The organism is Rhodococcus sp. FW305-130 (assembly GCF_058788335.1).
In genome coordinates, this window is record NZ_JBYTAP010000008.1 from 231,827 (window position 1) to 253,295 (window position 21,469).

The window sequence follows — 21,469 nt, forward strand, 5'->3', positions numbered from 1 at the left end:
GCGAGCAGTCAGGTAGTCTTCGACGCGGAGTTCAGTGCTGGATATGAACTTCACCCCAAAATCATGTTCTACCCAAGACCGTTGGTGATTGCACTCAGTAATGAGTGTGGTTGAAAGTCCGGGAGTGCCCGGCGGCCCACGTAGGTGAACGAGGTAGGGGGATAGCTTGATGTAGTGGTTCTACAGTTTGCCTGGTTATGCACTGCTTTGCGTTGCATCGTTACGCTGATTCGTAAGCCTCTTCTTCATGTTTCCTCTGTACGCCCCGTGCGCTTGCGCCGGGGCGTTTTGCATGTCGCGGACTGTGTCTTCTCGGGTTCACCCGATGAGGTGCAGCGGTTCCTGAGTGGGACAACGACTGTCACGAGAGGAGGCGAAGTATGGCAAAGCCTGAGAAGGTTTCCGCAGTTGCGGAAATCACCGAGCAGTTCAAGGGTTCGACCGCCGCTGTGGTCACGGAATACCGTGGCCTTTCGGTTGGCAACATCACGACACTGCGACGCGCTCTCGGAGAAGGTGCCACCTACTCCGTCGCCAAGAACACCCTGGTCAAGCGTGCCGCCGCAGAGGCTGGCATCGAGGGCCTTGATGACCTGTTCGTTGGTCCGACCGCCATTGCATTCATCAAGGGCGAACCGGTCGACGCTGCGAAGGCTCTGAAGAACTTCGCTAAGGACAACAAGGCGCTCATCATCAAGGGCGGCTACATGGACGGCGCTGCGCTGTCCGTGGAAGAGGTCAACAAGATCGCGGATCTCGAATCCCGCGAAATCCTGTTGGCAAAGCTTGCCGGCGCGATGAAGGGCAACTTGGCAAAGGCCGCAGGCCTGTTCAATGCTCCCGCTTCGCAGATGGCCCGTTTGGCCGCTGCCCTGCAGGAGAAGAAGGCCGCAGAAGGCGGAGCCGCAGAGGCCCCCGCAGAGGCTGCCACCGAGGCTCCGGCCGAGGCCGAAGCCGAAAGCTGATCCGCACCCGCGCATCACTGCTATAACCCCGCCCGGTCGCGGATCAGCGACATGGGACTTACAGGAAGGACCGCCACAATGGCGAAGCTCAGCACCGAAGAGTTGTTGGACCAGTTCAAGGAGCTCACCCTCCTCGAGCTCTCGGAGTTCGTTAAGGCATTCGAGGAGACCTTCGAGGTCACCGCTGCTGCTCCCGTCGCCGTCGCCGCTGCAGGCGCACCGGCTGCCGGCGCAGAAGCTGCTGAAGAGCAGGACGAGTTCGACGTCGTCCTCGAGTCGGCTGGCGACAAGAAGATCCAGGTCATCAAGGTCGTCCGTGAGGTCGTTTCCGGCCTCGGCCTGAAGGAAGCCAAGGACCTCGTCGAGAGCGCTCCGAAGGCCATCCTCGAGAAGGTTGCCAAGGACGCCGCAGAGGCTGCCAAGGAAAAGCTCGAAGCTGCCGGCGCAAAGATCGTCATCAAGTAAGACGGTTTTCCCGCTGCTCTTCGCGAGTAGTAACGAAGAGGGCCACTCCCCACGGGGAGTGGCCCTCTTTTTTTGAACTTTTTTCGCGGGTGATATGTCGGAATCCATGCAGGTGGGAGGGGTGCCCGAACTAGGCTGTGACCTGAATTATGCTTCTTCCCTACTCGTTAGTAGTATTCGCAGTCACGGGTACCACTCCCATGCGATAGAGTGACCCAACCCACACGGGTGCATGCATGCAACGGACGTCGCGGAGGTAATGGTGGGAGTCGAGGTAGCGGTACAAGGACTGACAAAGTCTTTCGGGTCGCAGAGGATTTGGCAGGACGTGTCGTTGACACTTCCCGCGGGTGAGGTCAGCGCACTGCTCGGGCCTTCGGGTACCGGTAAGTCGGTGTTCCTGAAGTCCCTGATCGGACTGCTCCGCCCTGAACAAGGCTCCATTGTCATCGACGGCACGGACATCCTGCAGTGCTCCTCCAAGGAGCTCTACGAGATCCGCAAGCTGTTCGGCGTTCTGTTCCAGGACGGCGCACTGTTCGGCTCGATGAACTTGTACGACAACATCGCATTCCCGCTTCGTGAGCACACCAAGAAGTCGGAATCCGATATCCGCAAGATCGTGATGGAGAAGCTCGATCTCACGGGTCTGGTCGGCGCCGAGGACAAGCTTCCCGGTGAGATCTCCGGCGGTATGCGCAAGCGTGCCGGTCTTGCGCGTGCACTCGTTCTCGATCCCGAGATCATCCTCGTCGACGAGCCTGACTCCGGTCTGGATCCGGTGCGTACGACGTACATCAGCCAGACGCTGATCGACATCAACGCCCAGTCGGACGCGACGATTCTGATCGTCTCGCACAACATCAACCTCGCACGCACGGTGCCGGACAACATCGGCATGCTCTTCCGTCGTCAGTTGGTGATGTTCGGTCCTCGTGAGGTGCTGCTCACCTCTGACGAGCCCGTCGTCAAGCAGTTCCTCAACGGAACGATGATCGGTCCGATCGGTATGTCGGAGGAAAAGGACGAGGCTCAGATGGCGCACGAGCAGGCGCTCGTCGACGCCGGTCACCACGCCGGTGGTGTCGACGACGTCGAGGGCATCGTGCCGCAGATGAAGGCCACCCCCGGAAACCCGGAGCGTCAGGCTGTTCGTCGTCGCCAGGAGCGCGTCCGCCAGATCATGCACACCCTCCCAGCTAACGCTCAGGCGGCAATTCAGGACAGCCTCGACGAGGTTGACGGAACTGGGCAGTACGCTCCCCAGTACGCCGACGCGAGCGGCTATCAGGGGGAGTGGAACGACAACTCGCAAGACACGCAGGTCATTCCTGCATACGAGGGCGATCCCTACGGAAACACGACACACGGGCAAGGGTAGGCATATCGGATGGGGGTTACCCGCAACTCGGTTCTGAGTCCGGTCAACGGAGCATTAACTCAGGCCGGAAACATCGTCGAACTGTTTGTCGACGTCGTCAGGAATACGTTCCGGCGTCCATTTCAGTTCCGTGAGTTCATCGAGCAGGCCTGGTTCATCGCCAGCGTGACAATTTTGCCGACGGCATTGGTAGCCATCCCTTTCGGCGCCGTCGTCTCACTGCAGACCGGTTCGCTGATCAAGCAGTTGGGTGCAGAATCGTTCACCGGCGCTGCCAGCGTCCTGGCGGTGATCCAGCAGGGTAGCCCTCTGGTGACAGCATTGTTGGTCGCCGGTGCGGCCGGATCGGCCGTGACGGCCGATCTCGGTTCTCGAACCATTCGCGAAGAGATCGACGCGATGGAAGTCCTCGGAATCAATCCGATTCAGCGCCTGGTGGTTCCGCGTGTACTCGCGATGGTGCTGATCGCTGTGCTGCTCAACGGACTGGTGTCCGTGGTCGGTATCGCGGGTGGTTACTTCTTCAACGTGATCCTGCAGGGCGGTAACCCCGGTGCCTACATCTCCTCGTTCTCAGCTTTTGCGCAGCTACCGGACATTTGGAGCGGTGAGATCAAAGCCGCGGTGTTCGGTGTCATCGCCGGTGTGATCTCCGCGTACAAGGGACTCCACCCATCCGGTGGCCCGAAGGGCGTCGGTGAGGCGGTGAACCAGGCCGTCGTCATCACGTTCCTGCTGTTGTTCTTCGCCAATCTGATTCTGACGATGGTGTACCTCCAGATCGTGCCGGCGAAGGGATCTTGACCTAAATGACCATCGCACGAGGCCGCGGCGATCAGTTCCTGCTGAAGAGCCGCAAAGTTGCCAGAATTCCAGTGAACGCGTTGGACCGCGCGGGCGAGCAGATGTCGTTCTACGCGCGCGCCATCGCATGGACCCCGCGCACCCTGCATCGGTACCGGAAGGAGACGCTTCGGCTGCTCGCCGAAGTGACCTTCGGTAGCGGTGCGCTCGCAGTCATCGGCGGAACGATCGGTGTCATCGCGATGATGTCGGGATTCACCGGTGTCGTCGTCGGTCTGCAGGGCTTCGCCGCTCTGGAGCAGTTGGGTAGCTCGGTCCTGACCGGCTTCCTGTCCGCATACGTCAACACCCGTGAGATCGCTCCGATCGTTGCGGCTCTTGCGCTCTCGGCCACGGTGGGTTGTGGTTTCACCGCTCAACTCGGCGCTATGCGAATCTCCGAAGAGATCGATGCACTGGAGGTCATGGCAGTTCCGTCAGTGCCGTTCCTGGTCACGACCCGCATGATCGCCGGCTTCGTCGCCGTCATCCCGCTGTACATCGTGGGTCTGCTTGCGGCGTACCTCGCGTCGCGAGTGATCAGTACCGTGTTCAACGGGCAGTCGACGGGCTCGTACGACCACTACTTCAATCTGTTCCTGCCACCGCAGGACGTGCTGTATTCGTTTGCGAAAGTCTTGGTCTTCGCCTTCGTGCTGATTCTGATCCACTGCTACTACGGGTTCCATGCCTCGGGTGGTCCCGCAGGCGTCGGCGTGGCCGTCGGCCGCGCTGTTCGCGCCGCAATCGTCACGATCGCCGTTCTCGACTTCTTCCTCAGCCTCGCAATCTGGGGCACCACGACGACAGTGAGGGTGGCCGGATGATCGAGGCTCCGTCAGTCCTGCGCCGCCGTGTGCTCGGACTCGTGTTCTTCGTGGTGTTGGCATTGTTCCTGGCCTTCACCATCGGAACCTTCAACAAGACGTTCAAGGACGTCGTGAAGATCGACCTCGTCACCGACACCGTCGGAAATGCCTTGCCACCCAACGCGGACGTCAAGGTTCGTGGTCTGCTGGTCGGCGAGGTGCGATCCGCGTCGACAAAAGACGGCCAGGTCACCTCTGTCCTCGCGATCGAACCGGACAAGGCTGATCTGATTCCGTCGAACGTGACGGCACGTCTGCTCCCGAAGACGCTTTTCGGTGAGCGCTACGTCTCCCTGATCATTCCGGAGGGAACCACCGCTGCTCCGATTTCCGCGGGAACGGTGATCCAGCAGGACAAGAGCGGAAACGCTGTCGAGGTCGGCGACGTTCTGGACGGACTTCTCCCACTTCTGCAGGCGATTCCGCCGCAGGATCTGGCGAACACTCTCGGTTCTCTCGCGCAGGGTCTGACGGGACGCGGCGCTGAGCTCGGTCTGACGGTCGATCGTCTCGAGGAGATCTTCCGCGGCGTCAACACCGAGCTGCCCGCGGTGCAAGAGGATCTGCGCAAGTTCGCGGACTTCTCCCAGACATACTCGGACGCTGCGCCCGATCTGATCAACGCTCTCGACAATCTGCGGACGACCGGTAACACGGTGGTGCAGAAGCAGGACCAGTTGCGGACTCTGCTGGCGTCGCTCACCGTGACATCGTCGGACACCGCAGCCTTCCTCGAAGCGAACTCGTCCTCGATCATCACGCTCGCTGCGGATTCGAAGGAAGCTCTCCAGCTTCTGGCTCAGTACTCACCGACGTTCGGGTGCACGTTCAAGGGCTTCTCGGACACCGCCCCGGAAGCTGCCAAGATCCTGTCCACCGACGCGCCCAATCCTGGTGTGCGTGCGAGTATTCAGATCGTGAACCCCAAGGGTCGCTACCTGCCCAACCAGGACGAGCCACGGCTCGTCGACAACCGCGGCCCGGTTTGCTACGACAACGTCACCGAGCCAGGTCGTCCGTTCCCGCAGTACCCCGGTGGTTCGTACGGTGACGGTTCCTACCAGGTTCCTTCCCGCAATCCCGGTCCCGCCACCATGGAATTCCTGCCTGCACCCGAGGGCTCCGGACCTCAGTTGTTCTCGACCAACAACAGCGGTCCTGCTCAGCAGGCCGGCTACGCGGGCTCGAAACTCGAAGAGGATACGTTGAAGGTGATCTACGGACAGGCCAACGGTGTTGCGCCGGACGATGTTCCGGCGTGGACCACGATGGTCAGTGCTCCGGCATTTTCCGGTGCGGAGGTGAGCGTCCAATGAGAGGACTCGCAGCTCCACTGACAAAGCTCATCATCTTCGTGGTGGTCACCGTCCTGGCGACAGGATTGCTGGCCGCCAGCATCGCCAACCTCGGCGGCGGCGGAGGCACCAAGTTCAACGCAGTGTTCTCCGACGTCACCTCGTTGAACGAGGGTGACGAGGTGCGCATCGCCGGTGTTCGTGTCGGACAGGTCGAGAAGATCGCGATCGTCAACGACAACCAGGCCGAGGTGCAGTTCTCGGTGTCCGACCGTGATTGGTTGCCTGCCAGTTCCATCGCCACGATCCGGTTCCGCAACCTGGTCGGGCAGCGATACATTTCGCTCTCGCAAGGTGAAGGCAGCCAGGGGCAGAAGATCACCGGCGGCGACACCCTGCCGTTGGCGCAGACTCGCCCGGCAGTAAATCTCACGACGCTGTTCAACGGCTTCAAGCCGCTGTTCACCACCCTGAGCGCTGACGACGTCAACAAGCTGTCCTACCAGATCATCCAGGTCTTCCAGGGGGAGTCCGGCACCATCAGCGAACTCGTCCGCAACACAGCGAGTTTGACCAACACCGTCGCGGACAAGGACGCCGTCATCGGGGCGGTGATCAAGAACCTCAACGACGTTCTCGACACCGTCAACGCGAACGACAAGAACCTCGATTCGCTGATCGTCAATACCCAGCAACTCGTCACCGGGCTGGCCAACGAGCGCGGTGTCGTCGGTTCGGCCGTCACCTCACTCGCCGGGTTGACCGATGCCACTGCAGATCTGCTCGAGCCGACGCGGCCGTCGATTCAGGGCTCGATCACGGCGCTCAACACGCTGGCGACCACGCTCAACCGTCGTAGTGACGACGTGAACGCGGTGCTCGAGACCTTGCCGGTCAAGCTCGACAAGCTCGCTCGCGTAGCGAGTTACGGTTCCTGGTTCCAGTTCTACCTGTGCGGAATCGACATCGTTGCCGGTCCCGGACAGTCTGCCTCGCTGAATCTGCCCACCGGCCTGCCGACGGTCAATCAGCCGATTTACACCAACGCGGCCACGCGATGCACTCAAGACGGTATGAGGGAGTTGCAAGGTCGATGAGTAAACGTCGTAGTCCGGCAATGGCCGGAGCCATCGGTATCTTCGTGGTGCTGTTGGCCACTTTGTCCGCGTTCTTCCTCGATTCGCTTCCGTTCGTGGGAGCAGGCTCGTCCTACTCCGCCGAGTTCTCCGAAGCTGCGGGTCTCAAGCCTGGTAACGAGGTTCGTATCGCCGGCGTGAAGGTCGGCAAGGTCACTTCCGTCGATCTCGACGGTGACCGTGTTCTCGTCGACTTCAAGGTCAGTGACGCGTGGGTGGGAGATCAAACCTCTGCGTCCATTCAGATCAAGACGATTCTGGGACAGAAGTACCTCGCACTCGATCCGCGCGGAACCGACAACCTCGATCCCAAGGACCGGATTCCGCTCGAGCGCACCACCTCTCCGTACGACGTCGTTCAGGCCTTCTCGGCAGCGGCGGACACCGTCGGCGACATCGACACCGACCAGTTGGCGAAGAGCATGGAGACGTTGTCCCAGGCATTCTCCGAGACACCTGGCGATGTCCGCGCTTCGCTCGACGGTGTCAGCCGGCTGTCGCAGACGATCGCGAGCCGCGATCAGGACCTGCAGAAGCTCTTCGCCGCCACCGGGAAGACGTCGCAGATTCTTGCGGATCGCAACAAGGAATTCACCCAGCTGATCCGTGACGGCGGACTTCTGGTGCAGGAACTCAACAATCGCCAGCAAGCGATTTCGCAGCTGCTCACCGGAACTCAGCGCGTCTCTCAGCAGCTCACCGGTCTCGTTCGTGACAACGAGGCGGCAATCGGGCCGGCGCTGACGCAGCTCAACGGCGTCATCGACATCTTGAAGGCCAACAACGAGAACTTGGACAAGGCACTGAAGCTCTACGAACCCTTCATTCGCTTGTACGCCAACGTGGTCGGCAACGGCCGTTGGTTCGACCAGGTCGTCGTGAACCTCCTTCCGCCGGGTCTGCCGGATATTCCGGGCTACCGTGACCCCGTTCGTACGTTGGGAGGCAACTGATGGCTGATACTGCCGAAGCCGGAAGCGGCTCCAAGAAGCGCTCGGTCGCGATCATCGCCGCTGTTCTGATCGGGTTACTCGTAATCGGTGGCGCGCTGTGGTGGGTGTTCACTCGCGCCGGTACCACCAAGATCACCGCCTACTTCGACAAGTCGGTGGGCATCTACGACGGGTCCGACGTTCGTGTTCTCGGTGTCAAGGTCGGCACCGTCGAATCCGTCGAACCTCAGGGAGATCAGGTCAAGGTCGAGTTGCGCGTCGATCGTGGGATCGACATCCCCGCCGGCGCCAGTGCCGCTCAGATCACGCCTTCGGTGGTTGCCGACCGCTACATCCAGCTGACACCGGTCTTCACCGGCGGCGACAAGATGGCCAGCGGTGCAGTCATTCCGATCGAGAAGACGGCGACGCCCGTCGAGGTCGACCAGTTGTACTCCAGCATCGACGAACTCGCGTCGGCTCTCGGTCCTGAAGGTGCCAACAAGAACGGAGCACTGTCCGATTTCGTCGAGACAGGTGCGGCCAACCTCGAGGGCAACGGTGAAGCGTTGGGAGACAGCATCACCAACCTCTCGGATGCCGCACGGACGCTCAACGATTCGCGTGACAACATCTCACTCACCATCAAGAACCTGGATACTTTCGTGGGCGCTCTCGCGGCCAACGATCAGCAGGTGCGCCAGTTCAACACTCAGTTGTCGGACCTGACCGGATTCTTGGCAGGTGAGCGCGACGATCTCGGTGCCGCTCTGAACCAGCTCTCGATTGCTCTCGGCGACGTCGCGAAGTTCGTGGCAGACAACCGTGATCAACTGGTCCAGACAACCGAGGGTCTCGTCGAACCGACACAGACATTGGCGAACAACAAGGAAGCCCTGGCCAACACGCTCACCATGCTTCCGTTGGCGATCTCCAACCTGGTCAACTCGTACGACGCCGAATCAGGTGTGCTGGCTTCACGTCTGGCGTTCCCTGATCTTCAGAACCCGGCCGGCGTGCTCTGCAAGTTGATGGACCTCGGCAAGCTGTTGCCCGGTGATCCTCGGTTCGAGGCATTGGGAAGGCAGATGCAACCGGCTATCGACCAGTGCGCAAACGTCGCGGCGATGACCGACGCAGCCAATCAGGCTGCAGGCCTGAACCTTCCCTTCGGCATCCTTGCCGGTTCCGAACGACAGATGCAGGTAGTTCCGGGCACTGTGCCCGGCGTCGTGTCACCGCGACTGACCAGTGGAAACGGGGAGGGCGAGTGAAGCGTTCATTGATAGTCGGCGCCGGACTGTGCGCCGTCCTGATCTCGGCAACAGCCTGCTCGTCCGAGGGAATCTACGCGGTTCCGCTTCCCGGCGGTCCCGATGTGGGTTCCGATCCGATGCACTTGACCATTCAGTTCGACGATGTCTTGGACCTTGTTCCGCAGTCCGCTGTGAAGGTCGACGGTGTTCCGGTCGGTCGAGTCGACGACGTGTCGGTCGGACCGGACGGATGGACCGCGGACGTCGGAATCATCCTCGACTCGTCGGTTGATCTACCCGCCAACGCAATTGCCGCGGTCGAGCAGACCAACCTGCTCGGCGAGAAGTTCATCCAGTTGTCGGCCCCGCCATCCGGACCGGACTCTGCGAAGCTGGCCGACGGAGACCTGATTCCGCTCGATCGCACTCGCCACGCCACGGAGATCGAGCAGGTCCTCGGCGCATTGTCGTTGCTGCTCAACGGCGGCGGTGTGGGCCAGTTGCAACCCATCGTCGAAGAACTCGGGGCCGCATTCGACGGTCGCGAGGGCAAGACGAGAAGTCTTCTGGAGCAGGCGAACACACTCATCGGTGGACTCAACGAACAGCGTGACGACATCACCCGCGCGCTCGACGGCCTGGATGTGCTCTCGACCCGCGTCAACGATCAGAACGAGAAGATCGGGAAGATTCTCGAGGAACTCCCCGTTGCGACACAGGTTCTCAACGAGCAGCGCCCGCAGCTGACGCAGATGCTTGCTCAGGTGGATCGACTCGGAACAGTGGGAACCGACGTCCTCACGCAGTCCAAGGACGATCTGATCGCTGATCTTCAGGCTCTGCGTCCAACGCTGCAGGCGCTCGCAGACTCCGGTGACGACTTCGTCGGGGCACTTCCTTTCCTTCCGACGTTCCCGTTCCCGGACGGTGTCGAGAAGATTGCGCAGGGTGGTTCCGTGAACCTCTTCCTGAGCGTCGACTTGCAGATCGGCAACACTCTCTCGGGTCTCGGTGTCGGACAGGGTGAACCGGAATACCGTCAGCCGAAGTTCGGCAATCCCAAGCCGGTGGTAGATCCGTCCAACCCGTACTACAACGGAAACGGACCGCGGCCGGGTTGGCCGACGGTGTCGCTGCTGCCGATCGCTCCGATCCTGCCGCAGATCCCCGTCGTCGCCGGTCTACCCGCCACCACGGCCGGTGACCCGGCAACACCGGCTCCGGCAGCGGACCCACTCAACCCCATCCAGGGAATGCTGGAACAGTTCGGAATCGGTGGTGATGGACAGTGAGATCAGCTCTGGTCAGATGGCAGCTCGTCGGCTTCGTGGTGGTCGCGCTTCTGGGTCTCATCTACGTCGGCGCCAAGTACGTGCGTCTGGACAACCTCATGGGGTTCGGTCAGTACACGGTCAAGACCGAATTGGCCACGTCCGGTGGAATTTTCACCAACGCCGAAGTGACGTATCGCGGTGTGCCGGTCGGTCGAGTGGGCGACATGTCGTTGACCGAGGACGGAATTCAGGTCGACCTGAAGATCGACAACAGTGCTCCGGAGATTCCCGCGTCGGCCCGTGCAGTCGTGGCCAACCGCTCCGCCATCGGTGAGCAGTACGTCGACCTTCAGCCCGATACCGATCAGGGACCGTTCCTCGCGGACGGCTCGGTGATCGCGGTGGGAGACACCACAACTCCGATCCCGATCGAGGATGTGCTGACCAGTGCCAACGGCTTGGTCAAGTCCGTGCCGGTCGACGCGCTCCACACCGTCGCCGTCGAACTCGGTGCCGCATTCAACGGCAAGGGCGAGGACATTCAGGTCCTGGCCGATTCGCTGTCCGGTCTCTCGCAGTCCGGGCTCGACACTCTGCCTCAGACGCTCGCGCTGATTCGGAACAGTGAGACGGTACTGACGACGCAGTCGGATCAGTCCTCCGCGATCAAGCAGTTCAGTACCGATCTCGATGCTGTCACGGCGCAGTTGCGGACCAGCGATCCGGACATCCGTCGCTTGATCGACAACGGCATCCCGGCCAGCGATCAGATCGGTGCCCTCATCAACGAGGCGGGCCCGAGCCTGACGACTGACCTGACCAATCTTGCCGCGACCACCAAGACGCTTGCACCCCGAACAATCGCGCTGCAGCCGTTCCTGATCTTCCTTCCCGGCCTGGCCGCTGCCGCACCGACGGTTGCTCCCGGCGACGGAACGGTCCATCAGGGCTTGGTGCTCGAGACCAACAATCCGCTCTCGTGCACGGTGGGTTACGAAGGCACCATGGCGATCCTGGACGAGATGAAGCGTCAGAATCCCAACTTCGACGACACCCAGCAGGATTTCCCGCTCAACACCGCGGCCTCGTGTGAGACGCCGCTGGGCAGCGAGACGGGCGTCCGCAGTGCCAACCGCGTGGTGTACGCCGATCCCGACACGATCCAGCCTTGGGACTTCAAGCCGAAGGTCGATCCGGACAAGTTGAACCTCAACCCGATCGCGACGCAGTTGGCGCCGTTGCTCGGAGTGACACCGAAGTAGACCGATCCGAATGTGGTCGAGTTTGTGCAGTTCAGGCTACTGAGTTGTGGCAGTTGACGATTCGCGGCCAGAGGCTGGGCAAAACAGGTAAGTAGGGTAGTGAGTGTGATTCAGAGAAACAGTTCCCCGCAGTCCGGCGGGCCCGAGCAAGTCGAATCGGGAGCGCCGACAACCGGTAGACCGAAGGGGCTGACAGCGTCTCTGATTGCGGTCGGTGTCTTGCTTCTGGCGGCAGTGGTTGCGCTCGGTGTGTTCGGCGTCCCGTACGTTCGGGCGCTCACCACCGACCGCACCACAGCCGAGATGCGTGACGACGCGCTGATCGGTGCGCAGCAAGTCGCGATCAACCTCAACAACGCGGATTCGGCCAATCTCGACCAGTCGATCGAGAACATGCGTTCTTCGGTGACCGGTGACGAGATGACGACGTATCTGCAGACCGTTCAGGATTCGATCACCGACGAGTTGCGTAACTCGGGTTCGAAGGCTGACACCGAAGTTGTGCAGTCCGCGCTGACCGAGCTCAATACCGATGACCGGACCGCCACGGCACTGGTCGTCGTTCGAGTCACCACGACCCAGGGCAACCAGTTCGTCAAGAATCAGCTCGGCATGCGGCTGGGCATGGTCGAGGTCGACGGGGTCTGGAAGGCGCAGTCCGCTGATCCGATCGGATCGCGGCTCGATCTCGGCTCGGGCACTCTGCCGGCTGCCGACGGCTCCACGCCTGCTCCTGACGCAACGCCCGCACCCGGTTCGGGGACCGAAGCACCGGCATCCGGTGCTCCTGCACCGACAACCGAGGGTGGTGATTCCGGTGGCCAGTAGTTCGTCGAACCTGCACACCGACATCCCTCGAAGGAGAAGCGCGTAATGCCACCCAAACGTCGTACCGGCGGACCGTCCTCCCCTCAGAACCGTCGGCCGAAGATCGCTGGAAGCGCTCGTTCGCTCAACGTCCCCGCGGGGACGTCCGACTCGGACCCGGTCGAGCCCACGATCGAACAGCCGGAAGAAGAGACACAGGAGGCTGTGAAGCCGGAGGTTGCGAAGCCGACGCTCACGAAGGCCGAGTCCGGAGACATCGAGCCGCCGAAGACGGAAACCGACGCTCCGGAATCCACACCAGGCCCCGATCTGACCAAACCGGCGAAAACCGTCGCAGACGAGCCCAAGGCCCCTGCTACCCCGGAGACGGGCGCGGGGGAGTCGGCGACAACACCTACACAATCCAAGGCCGGTTGGCGCCTGGTCGCGATCCTGGGGGCCGCAGCGGTCATCGTCGCGATCCTCGCCGGCATCGCCTTCTTCAAAGTCGGCGCGAAGACGGACGACATCGCCTGGGTGGACGAAGGCGCCACGGCTGAGGTTCTTCGTGTGACGCCGTCGGCGTTGGCTGCAGTCTTCACGTTCTCTCCCGACACGTTCGACGCCGATTTCGACAAGGGTGTCCAGGGCCTGAACCAGTCGATGCGCGATCAGCTGACGCAGTACAAGGACACGCAGAAGGCCGGCGTCGAACAAACTCAGACGGCAACGACCGCTGATGTCCCGCTGATCGGGATCACACGACTCGAGAAGGACCGGGCGCAGTTGCTCGCCCAACTGAACGTCAGCTCGACGCAGAACGGCGTGGCGGCAGACTCTCGCTCCGGAATGGTCATCGTGAGTCTGGAGAAGCAGGACGGAAACTGGCTGATCTCGGAGATTCGCGACCAGTAGCTCGGAGATTCGCGACCAGTACCAGCGCGAAGATCTGGACCGACGCACGATGTCGGTCCAGATTTTTCGTATGTGACGCCGTTGCTGGCTACACTTCCGGTGGCGGTGTTCGAATGCGCGTCACGAATGTTCGAATGCTGCGACACGCGCTCTCGCCCTTGACGGAGCGGTCCGCAAGGTCCACTCTGATCGGTGAACATGCACGGACGAGTGATCGGCAGTCTCACGTCAGTATCTGAATTCGACCCTCAGTTACACCCGACTCGACATTTCCAGAGTAAGGGTGTACTTTTGGACGTTGCGCTGGCTGCCTCCTGTCCACCCCTCGTCTCAACCGCTGCGAAGTCAAGTACTTCTTGCTTTCTGCGACGGGTTTCGTTCGGGTTGTAACCAGCGAAATTCGAAGCAGATACAGCGGCGGTCGCAACAGCACGGAGCGGCCCGCGTGAGGTGCTGGAAGGACGCATCTTGGCAGTCTCTAGCCAGACCAAGGCAGTTTCCGGAATCCCCGGAGCCCCGAAGAGGGTTTCGTTCGCGAAAGTTCGCGAACCCCTCGAAGTTCCCGGGCTTCTTGACGTACAGACAGATTCGTTCGAGTGGCTGATCGGCGCGCAGAGTTGGCGTGAACGAGCAGCGGCACTCGGCGACAATGCAGTGTCCGGTGGTCTCGAGGACATCCTCGCGGAGCTTTCTCCGATCGAGGATTTCAACGGCACTATGTCGCTGTCCTTCTCCGACCCTCGATTCGACGAGGTCAAGGCCTCGACGGACGAGTGCAAAGACAAGGACATGACCTACGCGGCGCCGTTGTTCGTCACCGCGGAGTTCATCAACAACAACACTGGTGAGATCAAGAGCCAGACGGTCTTCATGGGAGATTTCCCGATGATGACCGACAAGGGCACCTTCATCATCAACGGCACCGAGCGTGTGGTCGTCTCGCAGCTCGTGCGTTCCCCCGGTGTGTACTTCGACATGAGCGTCGACAAGAGCACCGAGAAGGATCTGCACAGCGTCAAGGTGATCCCGGGTCGCGGCGCATGGCTCGAGTTCGACGTCGACAAGCGCGACACCGTTGGTGTCCGTATCGACCGCAAGCGTCGTCAGCCTGTCACCGTCCTGCTCAAGGCACTCGGCTGGACCACCGAGCAGATCACGGAGCGCTTCGGCTTCTCCGAGATCCTCATGGCCACGCTGGAGAAGGACAACACCGCCGGCACCGATGAGGCGTTGCTCGACATCTACCGCAAGCTGCGTCCGGGCGAGCCCCCCACCAAGGAGAGCGCGCAGACCCTGCTGGAGAACCTGTTCTTCAAGGACAAGCGCTACGACCTCGCTCGCGTGGGTCGTTACAAGATCAACAAGAAGCTCGGCCTGAACGCGGGTCAGCCGATCGTTGCATCCACTCTCACCGAAGAAGACATCGTCGCCACCGTCGAGTACCTCGTGCGTCTGCACGCAGGTGACACCTCGATGACGGCTCCGGGCGGCGTCGAGGTTCCCGTCGAGGTCGACGACATCGACCACTTCGGCAACCGTCGTCTGCGTACCGTCGGCGAGCTCATTCAGAACCAGATCCGCGTGGGCCTGTCCCGCATGGAGCGTGTGGTTCGTGAGCGCATGACCACGCAGGACGTCGAGGCAATCACGCCTCAGACGCTGATCAACATCCGGCCCGTCGTCGCTGCGATCAGGGAGTTCTTCGGAACCTCCCAGCTGTCGCAGTTCATGGACCAGAACAACCCGCTGTCGGGGCTGACGCACAAGCGTCGTCTGTCCGCCCTCGGCCCGGGTGGTCTGTCCCGTGAGCGCGCCGGCCTCGAGGTTCGCGACGTTCACCCGTCGCACTACGGCCGCATGTGCCCGATCGAGACCCCGGAAGGCCCGAACATCGGCCTGATCGGTTCGCTGTCGGTCTACGCCCGCGTCAACCCGTTCGGTTTCATCGAGACCCCGTACCGTCGCGTCGTCGACGGACAGGTGACCGACGAGGTCGACTACCTGACCGCTGACGAAGAAGACCGCCACGTAGTCGCGCAGGCCAACTCGGCCATCGACCGCGAGGGTCGCTTCACCGACTCGAAGATTCTCGTCCGCCGTAAGGGTGGCGAGGTCGAGTTCGTCGCGTCCTCCGACATCGACTACATGGACGTTTCGCCGCGTCAGATGGTGTCCGTCGCAACCGCGATGATTCCGTTCCTCGAGCACGACGATGCAAACCGTGCCCTGATGGGCGCGAACATGCAGCGTCAGGCTGTCCCGCTGGTTCGCAGCGAGGCACCTCTCGTCGGAACCGGCATGGAGCTGCGTGCAGCTGTGGATGCCGGCGACGTCATCATCACCGAGAAGACCGGTGTCGTGGAGGAGATCTCCGCGGACTACGTCACGGTGATGGCTGACGACGGAAGCCGCAAGACGTACCGGATGCGCAAGTTCGCGCGTTCCAACCAGGGCACGTGCGCCAACCAGCGTCCGATCGTGGACGAGGGACAGCGTGTCGAGGCCGGCCAGGTTCTGGCCGACGGTCCTTGCACCGAGAACGGTGAGATGGCGCTGGGCAAGAACTTGCTCGTCGCGATCATGCCGTGGGAAGGCCACAACTACGAGGACGCGATCATTCTGTCGCAGCGTCTCGTGGAAGAGGACGTCCTGACCTCGATTCACATCGAGGAGCACGAGATCGATGCCCGCGACACCAAGCTCGGTGCCGAGGAAATCACTCGCGACATCCCGAACGTCTCCGACGAGGTCCTCGCCGACCTCGACGAGCGCGGCATCATCCGTATCGGTGCCGAGGTTCGTGACGGCGACGTGCTGGTCGGAAAGGTCACGCCGAAGGGCGAGACCGAGCTGACCCCCGAAGAGCGCCTCCTTCGCGCCATCTTCGGTGAGAAGGCTCGCGAGGTTCGTGACACGTCCCTCAAGGTTCCTCACGGTGAGACCGGCAAGGTCATCGGAATCCGCGTGTTCTCACGTGACGAAGACGACGATCTGCCTCCCGGTGTCAACGAGTTGGTCCGCGTCTACGTGGCACAGAAGCGCAAGATCCAGGACGGCGACAAGCTCGCCGGCCGCCACGGTAACAAGGGCGTCATCGGCAAGATCCTGCCGCAGGAAGACATGCCGTTCCTCTCGGACGGCACGCCTGTCGACATCATCTTGAACACGCACGGTGTCCCGCGTCGTATGAACATCGGTCAGGTCTTGGAGACCCACCTCGGGTGGATCGGCAAGACCGGCTGGAACATTCAGATCGCGTCCGACGGCACTCGTCCCGACTGGGCTGCGACCCTGCCGGAAGAGATGCTGTCCGCTCCGGCCGACTCGAACATCGCCACCCCGGTGTTCGACGGCGCGAAGGAAGACGAGCTCACCGGTCTCCTCGGCGCGACGCTGCCGAACCGTGACGGCGAGCAGATGGTCGGACCCGACGGAAAGGCCACCTTGTTCGACGGCCGCTCCGGCGAGCCGTTCCCGTACCCGGTCTCGGTCGGTTACATGTACATCATCAAGCTGCACCACTTGGTCGACGACAAGATCCACGCTCGTTCGACCGGTCCGTACTCGATGATCACGCAGCAGCCTCTCGGTGGTAAGGCCCAGTTCGGTGGCCAGCGCTTCGGTGAGATGGAGTGCTGGGCGATGCAGGCCTACGGCGCGGCTTACACGCTGCAGGAACTGCTGACCATCAAGTCGGACGACGTGGTCGGTCGAGTCAAGGTGTACGAAGCCATCGTCAAGGGCGAGAACATCCCCGAACCCGGCATCCCCGAGTCGTTCAAGGTGCTCCTCAAGGAGCTCCAGTCGCTCTGCCTCAACGTGGAGGTGCTGTCCTCGGACGGCGCGGCCATCACGATGGCGGACGGCGACGACGAGGACTTGGAGCGGGCCGCAGCGAACCTGGGCATCAACCTGTCCAGGAACGAAGCTGCGACGGTCGACGACCTCGCGAACTAGGTTTCGGTCCCCGGGTTGCTCTTGAAAGAGCGGCCCGGGGGCGTAGTTCACATTTGAATTGGCAGTCAGGTTGCCGGGTGACCGGCAACCGTAACCCCAACGGGGAAAGGAAGTTACGTGCTCGACGTCAACTTCTTCGATGAACTCCGCATTGGCTTGGCCAGTGCAGAGGACATCCGCAATTGGTCCTACGGCGAGGTCAAGAAGCCGGAGACCATCAACTACCGCACGCTCAAGCCCGAGAAGGACGGCCTCTTCTGCGAGAAGATCTTCGGCCCCACCCGGGACTGGGAGTGCTACTGCGGTAAGTACAAGCGTGTCCGCTTCAAGGGCATCATCTGTGAGCGCTGTGGCGTCGAGGTCACTCGCGCCAAGGTTCGTCGTGAGCGTATGGGTCACATCGAACTGGCCGCACCGGTCACGCACATCTGGTACTTCAAGGGTGTTCCGAGCCGTCTCGGTTACCTGCTCGACCTGGCTCCGAAGGATCTCGAAAAGATCATCTACTTCGCTGCCTACGTCATCGTCGGCGTCGACGAGGAGCTCCGTCACAACGAGCTGTCCACCCTCGAAGCCGAGATGCAGGTCGAGAAGAAGACCGTCGCAGATCAGCGCGATGCCGATCTCGAGGCACGTGCGCAGAAGCTCGAAGCCGACATCGCCGAGCTCGAGGCAGAGGGCGCGAAGTCCGATGTCCGCCGCAAGGTCAAGGACGGCGGCGAGCGCGAAATGCGTCAGCTCCGTGACCGCGCGCAGCGTGAGCTGGATCGTCTCGACGAGATCTGGACCACCTTCACCAAGCTGAGCGTCAAGCAGCTCATCATCGACGAGCTCCTGTACCGCGAGCTGGTCGACCGTTACGGCGAGTACTTCACGGGTGCGATGGGCGCAGAGTCCATCCAGATCCTGATGCAGAACTTCGACCTCGACGCCGAGGCGGAGTCTCTCCGCGAGACCATCCGCAGCGGCAAGGGCCAGAAGAAGCTGCGTGCACTCAAGCGCCTCAAGGTGGTTGCGGCATTCCAGACCAACGGCAACTCGCCGATGGGCATGGTCCTCAACGCTGTTCCGGTGATCCCGCCGGAGCTTCGCCCGATGGTTCAGCTCGACGGTGGACGTTTCGCGACGTCCGACCTCAACGACCTGTACCGCCGCGTCATCAACCGCAACAACCGCCTCAAGCGACTGATCGACCTCGGTGCTCCCGAGATCATCGTCAACAACGAGAAGCGGATGCTGCAGGAGTCGGTCGACGCCCTGTTCGACAACGGTCGTCGTGGACGTCCGGTCACCGGACCGGGTAACCGCCCGCTGAAGTCCCTGAGCGATCTGCTCAAGGGCAAGCAGGGTCGTTTCCGTCAGAACCTGCTCGGTAAGCGCGTCGACTACTCGGGTCGTTCCGTGATCGTCGTCGGTCCTCAGCTCAAGCTGCACCAGTGTGGTCTGCCCAAGCTGATGGCTCTCGAGCTGTTCAAGCCGTTCGTGATGAAGCGTCTGGTCGATCTCAACCACGCGCAGAACATCAAGTCGGCCAAGCGCATGGTCGAGCGCAAGCGCGTCCAGGTGTGGGACGTCCTCGAAGAGGTCATCGCCGAGCACCCCGTGCTGCTCAACCGTGCACCTACGCTGCACCGTCTGGGTATCCAGGCATTCGAGCCGCAGCTCGTCGAGGGCAAGGCCATTCAGCTCCACCCGCTGGTGTGTGAGGCCTTCAACGCCGACTTCGACGGTGACCAGATGGCTGTTCACCTCCCGCTGTCGGCAGAGGCTCAGGCCGAGGCCCGCATCCTGATGCTGTCCTCGAACAACATCCTCTCGCCTGCTTCGGGTCGCCCGCTCGCCATGCCGCGTCTGGACATGGTCACGGGTCTGTTCCACCTGACCCGTCTCGACGAGGGTGTCACCGGTGAGCTCGTTGCTCCGACCAACGACGAGGCAGAGCAGGGCGTGTACTCCTCGCCCGCCGAGGCTCAGATGGCAGTCGACCGCGGCGCGCTCTCGGTTCAGGCTCAGATCAAGGTGCGTCTGACGCAGCAGCGTCCGCCGCGCGACCTCGAGAACGAACTGTTCCCCGAGGGCTGGAAATACGGTGACGGCTGGACCGCCACCACGACACTCGGCCGTGTGCTCTTCAACGAGCTGCTTCCGGCGGACTACCCGTTCGTCAACGAGCAGATGCCGAAGAAGCGCCAGGCGACGATCATCAACGATCTCGCCGAGCGGTACCCGATGATCGTGGTTGCTCAGACCGTCGACAAGCTCAAGGACGTCGGGTTCTACTGGGCCACCCGTTCGGGTGTCACGGTCTCGATTTCCGACGTGCTCGTGCCGCCGGAGAAGCCTGCCATCATCGAGGACTTCGAGGCTCAGGCCGACAAGATCGAGAAGCAGTACCAGCGTGGTGCTCTGGACAAGAAGGAGCGCAACAGCGCTCTGGTCACCATTTGGCAGGAAGCGACCGACAAGGTCGGCAAGGCCATGGAGGCTCACTTCCCCGACAGCAACCCGATCCCGATGATCGTGAAGTCCGGCGCAGCCGGCAACATGACTCAGGTTCGCTCGCTCGCCGGTATGAAGGGTCTGGTGACAAACCCGAAGGGTGAGTTCATCCCGCGTCCGATCAAGTCTTCCTTCAAGGAAGGCCTGACCGTTCTCGAGTACTTCATCAACACGCACGGTGCTCGTAAGGGTCTGGCCGATACCGCACTCCGCACCGCCGACTCGGGTTACCTGACCCGTCGTCTGGTGGACGTTTCGCAGGACGTCATCGTCCGCGAGGTCGACTGTGGAACAGAGCGCGGCATCGTCACCACGATCGCCGAGAAGCAGGCCGACGGCACGATGATCCGCGATGCTCACGTGGAGACCAGCACGTACGCCCGTACCTTGGCGGCCGATGCAGTCGACGCGAACGGCACCGTCATCGTCGAGCGTGGCCACGATCTCGGTGACCCCGCGATCGATGCTCTGCTCGAAGCCGGCATCACGACGGTCAAGGTCCGCTCGGTCCTGACCTGCACCACCGGCACCGGCGTTTGCGCCACTTGCTACGGCCGTTCGATGGCCACCGGCAAGCTGGTCGACATCGGTGAGGCTGTCGGTATCGTCGCCGCTCAGTCGATCGGTGAGCCCGGTACCCAGCTGACCATGCGTACCTTCCACCAGGGTGGTGTCGCAGGAGATGACATCACCGGCGGTCTGCCGCGTGTCCAGGAGCTGTTCGAGGCACGTGTGCCCAAGGGCAAGGCTCCCATCGCGGACGTCACCGGTCGGGTACAGCTCGAAGACGGCGATCGTTTCTACAAGATCACCATCGTTCCGGACGACGGCGGCGAAGAGGTTGTCTACGACAAGCTCAGCAAGCGTCAGCGTCTGCGCGTCTTCAAGCATGCCGACGGTCGCGAAAGCCTCTTGGCTGACGGTGACCACGTCGAGGTCGGACAGCAGCTCATGGAAGGTGCTGCCGATCCCCACGAGGTCCTGCGAGTCATGGGTCCGCGTCAGGTTCAGATCCACTTGGTCAACGAGGTCCAGGAGGTGTACCGGAGCCAGGGTGTGTCGATCCACGACAAGCACATCGAGGTCATCGTGCGCCAGATGCTTCGTCGCGTGACGATCATCGATTCCGGTGCCACCGAGTTCCTGCCCGGTTCGCTCACCGAGCGCGCCGAGTTCGAGTCGGCAAACCGCCGCGTTGTCGCCGAGGGTGGCGAGCCCGCAGCCGGCCGTCCGGTGCTCATGGGTATCACGAAGGCGTCGCTCGCGACGGATTCGTGGCTGTCCGCGGCATCGTTCCAGGAGACCACTCGTGTCTTGACCGACGCGGCTATCAACTGCCGCTCGGACAAGCTGATCGGTCTGAAGGAAAATGTCATCATCGGTAAGCTGATCCCTGCCGGTACCGGTATCAACCGTTACCGCAACATCCAGGTTCAGCCGACCGAAGAGGCACGCGCCGCTGCTTACGCAGTGCCGTCGTACGACGACCAGTACTACAGCCCGGACGGCTTCGGCCAGAACACCGGTGCTGCAGTTCCGCTGGACGACTACGGCTTCAGCAACGACTACCGCTAGTCGGGTAGTCGCATGTGACGACTACCGCTAAGCGTTAG

Annotated in this window: 15 protein-coding genes; all 15 read left to right on the forward strand. The window is 61.9% G+C overall.

The features are described from left to right. Positions 1-380 precede the first annotated feature (380 nt). The 15 genes from rplJ (at position 381) to AC3WQS_RS24815 (ending at position 21,431) form a co-directional block, all read left to right on the forward strand. A complete protein-coding gene (gene rplJ / locus AC3WQS_RS24745; RefSeq protein ID WP_003942074.1) occupies positions 381-965 on the forward strand; it encodes a 50S ribosomal protein L10 in 585 nt (194 codons plus the stop codon). Between the two features lie 78 nt (positions 966-1,043). Further along, positions 1,044-1,430, forward strand: a complete 387-nt coding sequence (rplL, locus tag AC3WQS_RS24750) for a 50S ribosomal protein L7/L12 (RefSeq protein WP_003941857.1) — start codon at positions 1,044-1,046, stop codon at positions 1,428-1,430. Positions 1,431-1,689: 259 nt separating this feature from the next. After that, positions 1,690-2,811: an ABC transporter ATP-binding protein gene (locus AC3WQS_RS24755; RefSeq protein ID WP_024487305.1), complete on the forward strand. Its 1,122-nt coding sequence runs from the start codon at positions 1,690-1,692 to the stop codon at positions 2,809-2,811. A gap of 9 nt (positions 2,812-2,820) precedes the next feature. Continuing rightward, a complete protein-coding gene (locus AC3WQS_RS24760; protein ID WP_003942038.1) occupies positions 2,821-3,615 on the forward strand; it encodes an MlaE family ABC transporter permease in 795 nt (264 codons plus the stop codon). Positions 3,616-3,620: 5 nt separating this feature from the next. After that, positions 3,621-4,481: an MlaE family ABC transporter permease gene (locus AC3WQS_RS24765; protein ID WP_003941894.1), complete on the forward strand. Its 861-nt coding sequence runs from the start codon at positions 3,621-3,623 to the stop codon at positions 4,479-4,481. Then, on the forward strand, positions 4,478-5,839 hold the full coding sequence (locus AC3WQS_RS24770; protein ID WP_019744311.1) for an MCE family protein: 1,362 nt from the start codon (positions 4,478-4,480) through the stop codon (positions 5,837-5,839). Before AC3WQS_RS24765 ends, AC3WQS_RS24770 begins: the two co-directional genes overlap by 4 nt. Next, positions 5,836-6,915, forward strand: a complete 1,080-nt coding sequence (locus AC3WQS_RS24775) for an MCE family protein (protein WP_019744310.1) — start codon at positions 5,836-5,838, stop codon at positions 6,913-6,915. Before AC3WQS_RS24770 ends, AC3WQS_RS24775 begins: the two co-directional genes overlap by 4 nt. After that, positions 6,912-7,907, forward strand: coding sequence for an MCE family protein (locus AC3WQS_RS24780; protein ID WP_003942053.1), 996 nt, complete (start codon positions 6,912-6,914; stop codon positions 7,905-7,907). Before AC3WQS_RS24775 ends, AC3WQS_RS24780 begins: the two co-directional genes overlap by 4 nt. Next, positions 7,907-9,160, forward strand: a complete 1,254-nt coding sequence (locus AC3WQS_RS24785; protein WP_003941941.1) for an MCE family protein — start codon at positions 7,907-7,909, stop codon at positions 9,158-9,160. Before AC3WQS_RS24780 ends, AC3WQS_RS24785 begins: the two co-directional genes overlap by 1 nt. Further along, on the forward strand, positions 9,157-10,434 hold the full coding sequence (locus AC3WQS_RS24790; RefSeq protein ID WP_020906821.1) for an MCE family protein: 1,278 nt from the start codon (positions 9,157-9,159) through the stop codon (positions 10,432-10,434). Before AC3WQS_RS24785 ends, AC3WQS_RS24790 begins: the two co-directional genes overlap by 4 nt. Next, positions 10,431-11,678: an MCE family protein gene (locus AC3WQS_RS24795; protein ID WP_019744308.1), complete on the forward strand. Its 1,248-nt coding sequence runs from the start codon at positions 10,431-10,433 to the stop codon at positions 11,676-11,678. The genes AC3WQS_RS24790 and AC3WQS_RS24795 overlap by 4 nt, the downstream gene beginning before the upstream one ends. A gap of 99 nt (positions 11,679-11,777) precedes the next feature. Beyond that, positions 11,778-12,506, forward strand: a complete 729-nt coding sequence (locus AC3WQS_RS24800; protein ID WP_019744307.1) for a hypothetical protein — start codon at positions 11,778-11,780, stop codon at positions 12,504-12,506. A 45-nt stretch (positions 12,507-12,551) separates the two neighbouring features. Further along, on the forward strand, positions 12,552-13,400 hold the full coding sequence (locus AC3WQS_RS24805) for a superantigen-like protein SSL4 (protein WP_003941846.1): 849 nt from the start codon (positions 12,552-12,554) through the stop codon (positions 13,398-13,400). Positions 13,401-13,850: 450 nt separating this feature from the next. Further along, complete coding sequence (gene rpoB, locus AC3WQS_RS24810; RefSeq protein WP_019744305.1) at positions 13,851-17,357, forward strand: DNA-directed RNA polymerase subunit beta; 3,507 nt, start codon at positions 13,851-13,853, stop codon at positions 17,355-17,357. A gap of 117 nt (positions 17,358-17,474) precedes the next feature. Beyond that, positions 17,475-21,431 carry a DNA-directed RNA polymerase subunit beta' gene (locus AC3WQS_RS24815; RefSeq protein ID WP_019744304.1) on the forward strand — a complete coding sequence of 1,319 codons (3,957 nt, stop codon included), beginning with the start codon at positions 17,475-17,477 and terminating at the stop codon, positions 21,429-21,431. The last annotated feature ends 38 nt before the right edge of the window (positions 21,432-21,469 follow it).

Coding starts and splice junctions, on each gene's coding strand:
- AC3WQS_RS24760 (WP_003942038.1), top strand. CDS start 2,821: ATGGGGGTTACCCGCAACTCGGTTCTGAGTCCGGTCAACGGAGCATTA.
- AC3WQS_RS24805 (WP_003941846.1), top strand. CDS start 12,552: ATGCCACCCAAACGTCGTACCGGCGGACCGTCCTCCCCTCAGAACCGT.
- AC3WQS_RS24755 (WP_024487305.1), top strand. CDS start 1,690: ATGGTGGGAGTCGAGGTAGCGGTACAAGGACTGACAAAGTCTTTCGGG.
- rplJ (WP_003942074.1), top strand. CDS start 381: ATGGCAAAGCCTGAGAAGGTTTCCGCAGTTGCGGAAATCACCGAGCAG.
- AC3WQS_RS24770 (WP_019744311.1), top strand. CDS start 4,478: ATGATCGAGGCTCCGTCAGTCCTGCGCCGCCGTGTGCTCGGACTCGTG.
- rplL (WP_003941857.1), top strand. CDS start 1,044: ATGGCGAAGCTCAGCACCGAAGAGTTGTTGGACCAGTTCAAGGAGCTC.
- AC3WQS_RS24775 (WP_019744310.1), top strand. CDS start 5,836: ATGAGAGGACTCGCAGCTCCACTGACAAAGCTCATCATCTTCGTGGTG.
- AC3WQS_RS24765 (WP_003941894.1), top strand. CDS start 3,621: ATGACCATCGCACGAGGCCGCGGCGATCAGTTCCTGCTGAAGAGCCGC.
- AC3WQS_RS24780 (WP_003942053.1), top strand. CDS start 6,912: ATGAGTAAACGTCGTAGTCCGGCAATGGCCGGAGCCATCGGTATCTTC.
- AC3WQS_RS24785 (WP_003941941.1), top strand. CDS start 7,907: ATGGCTGATACTGCCGAAGCCGGAAGCGGCTCCAAGAAGCGCTCGGTC.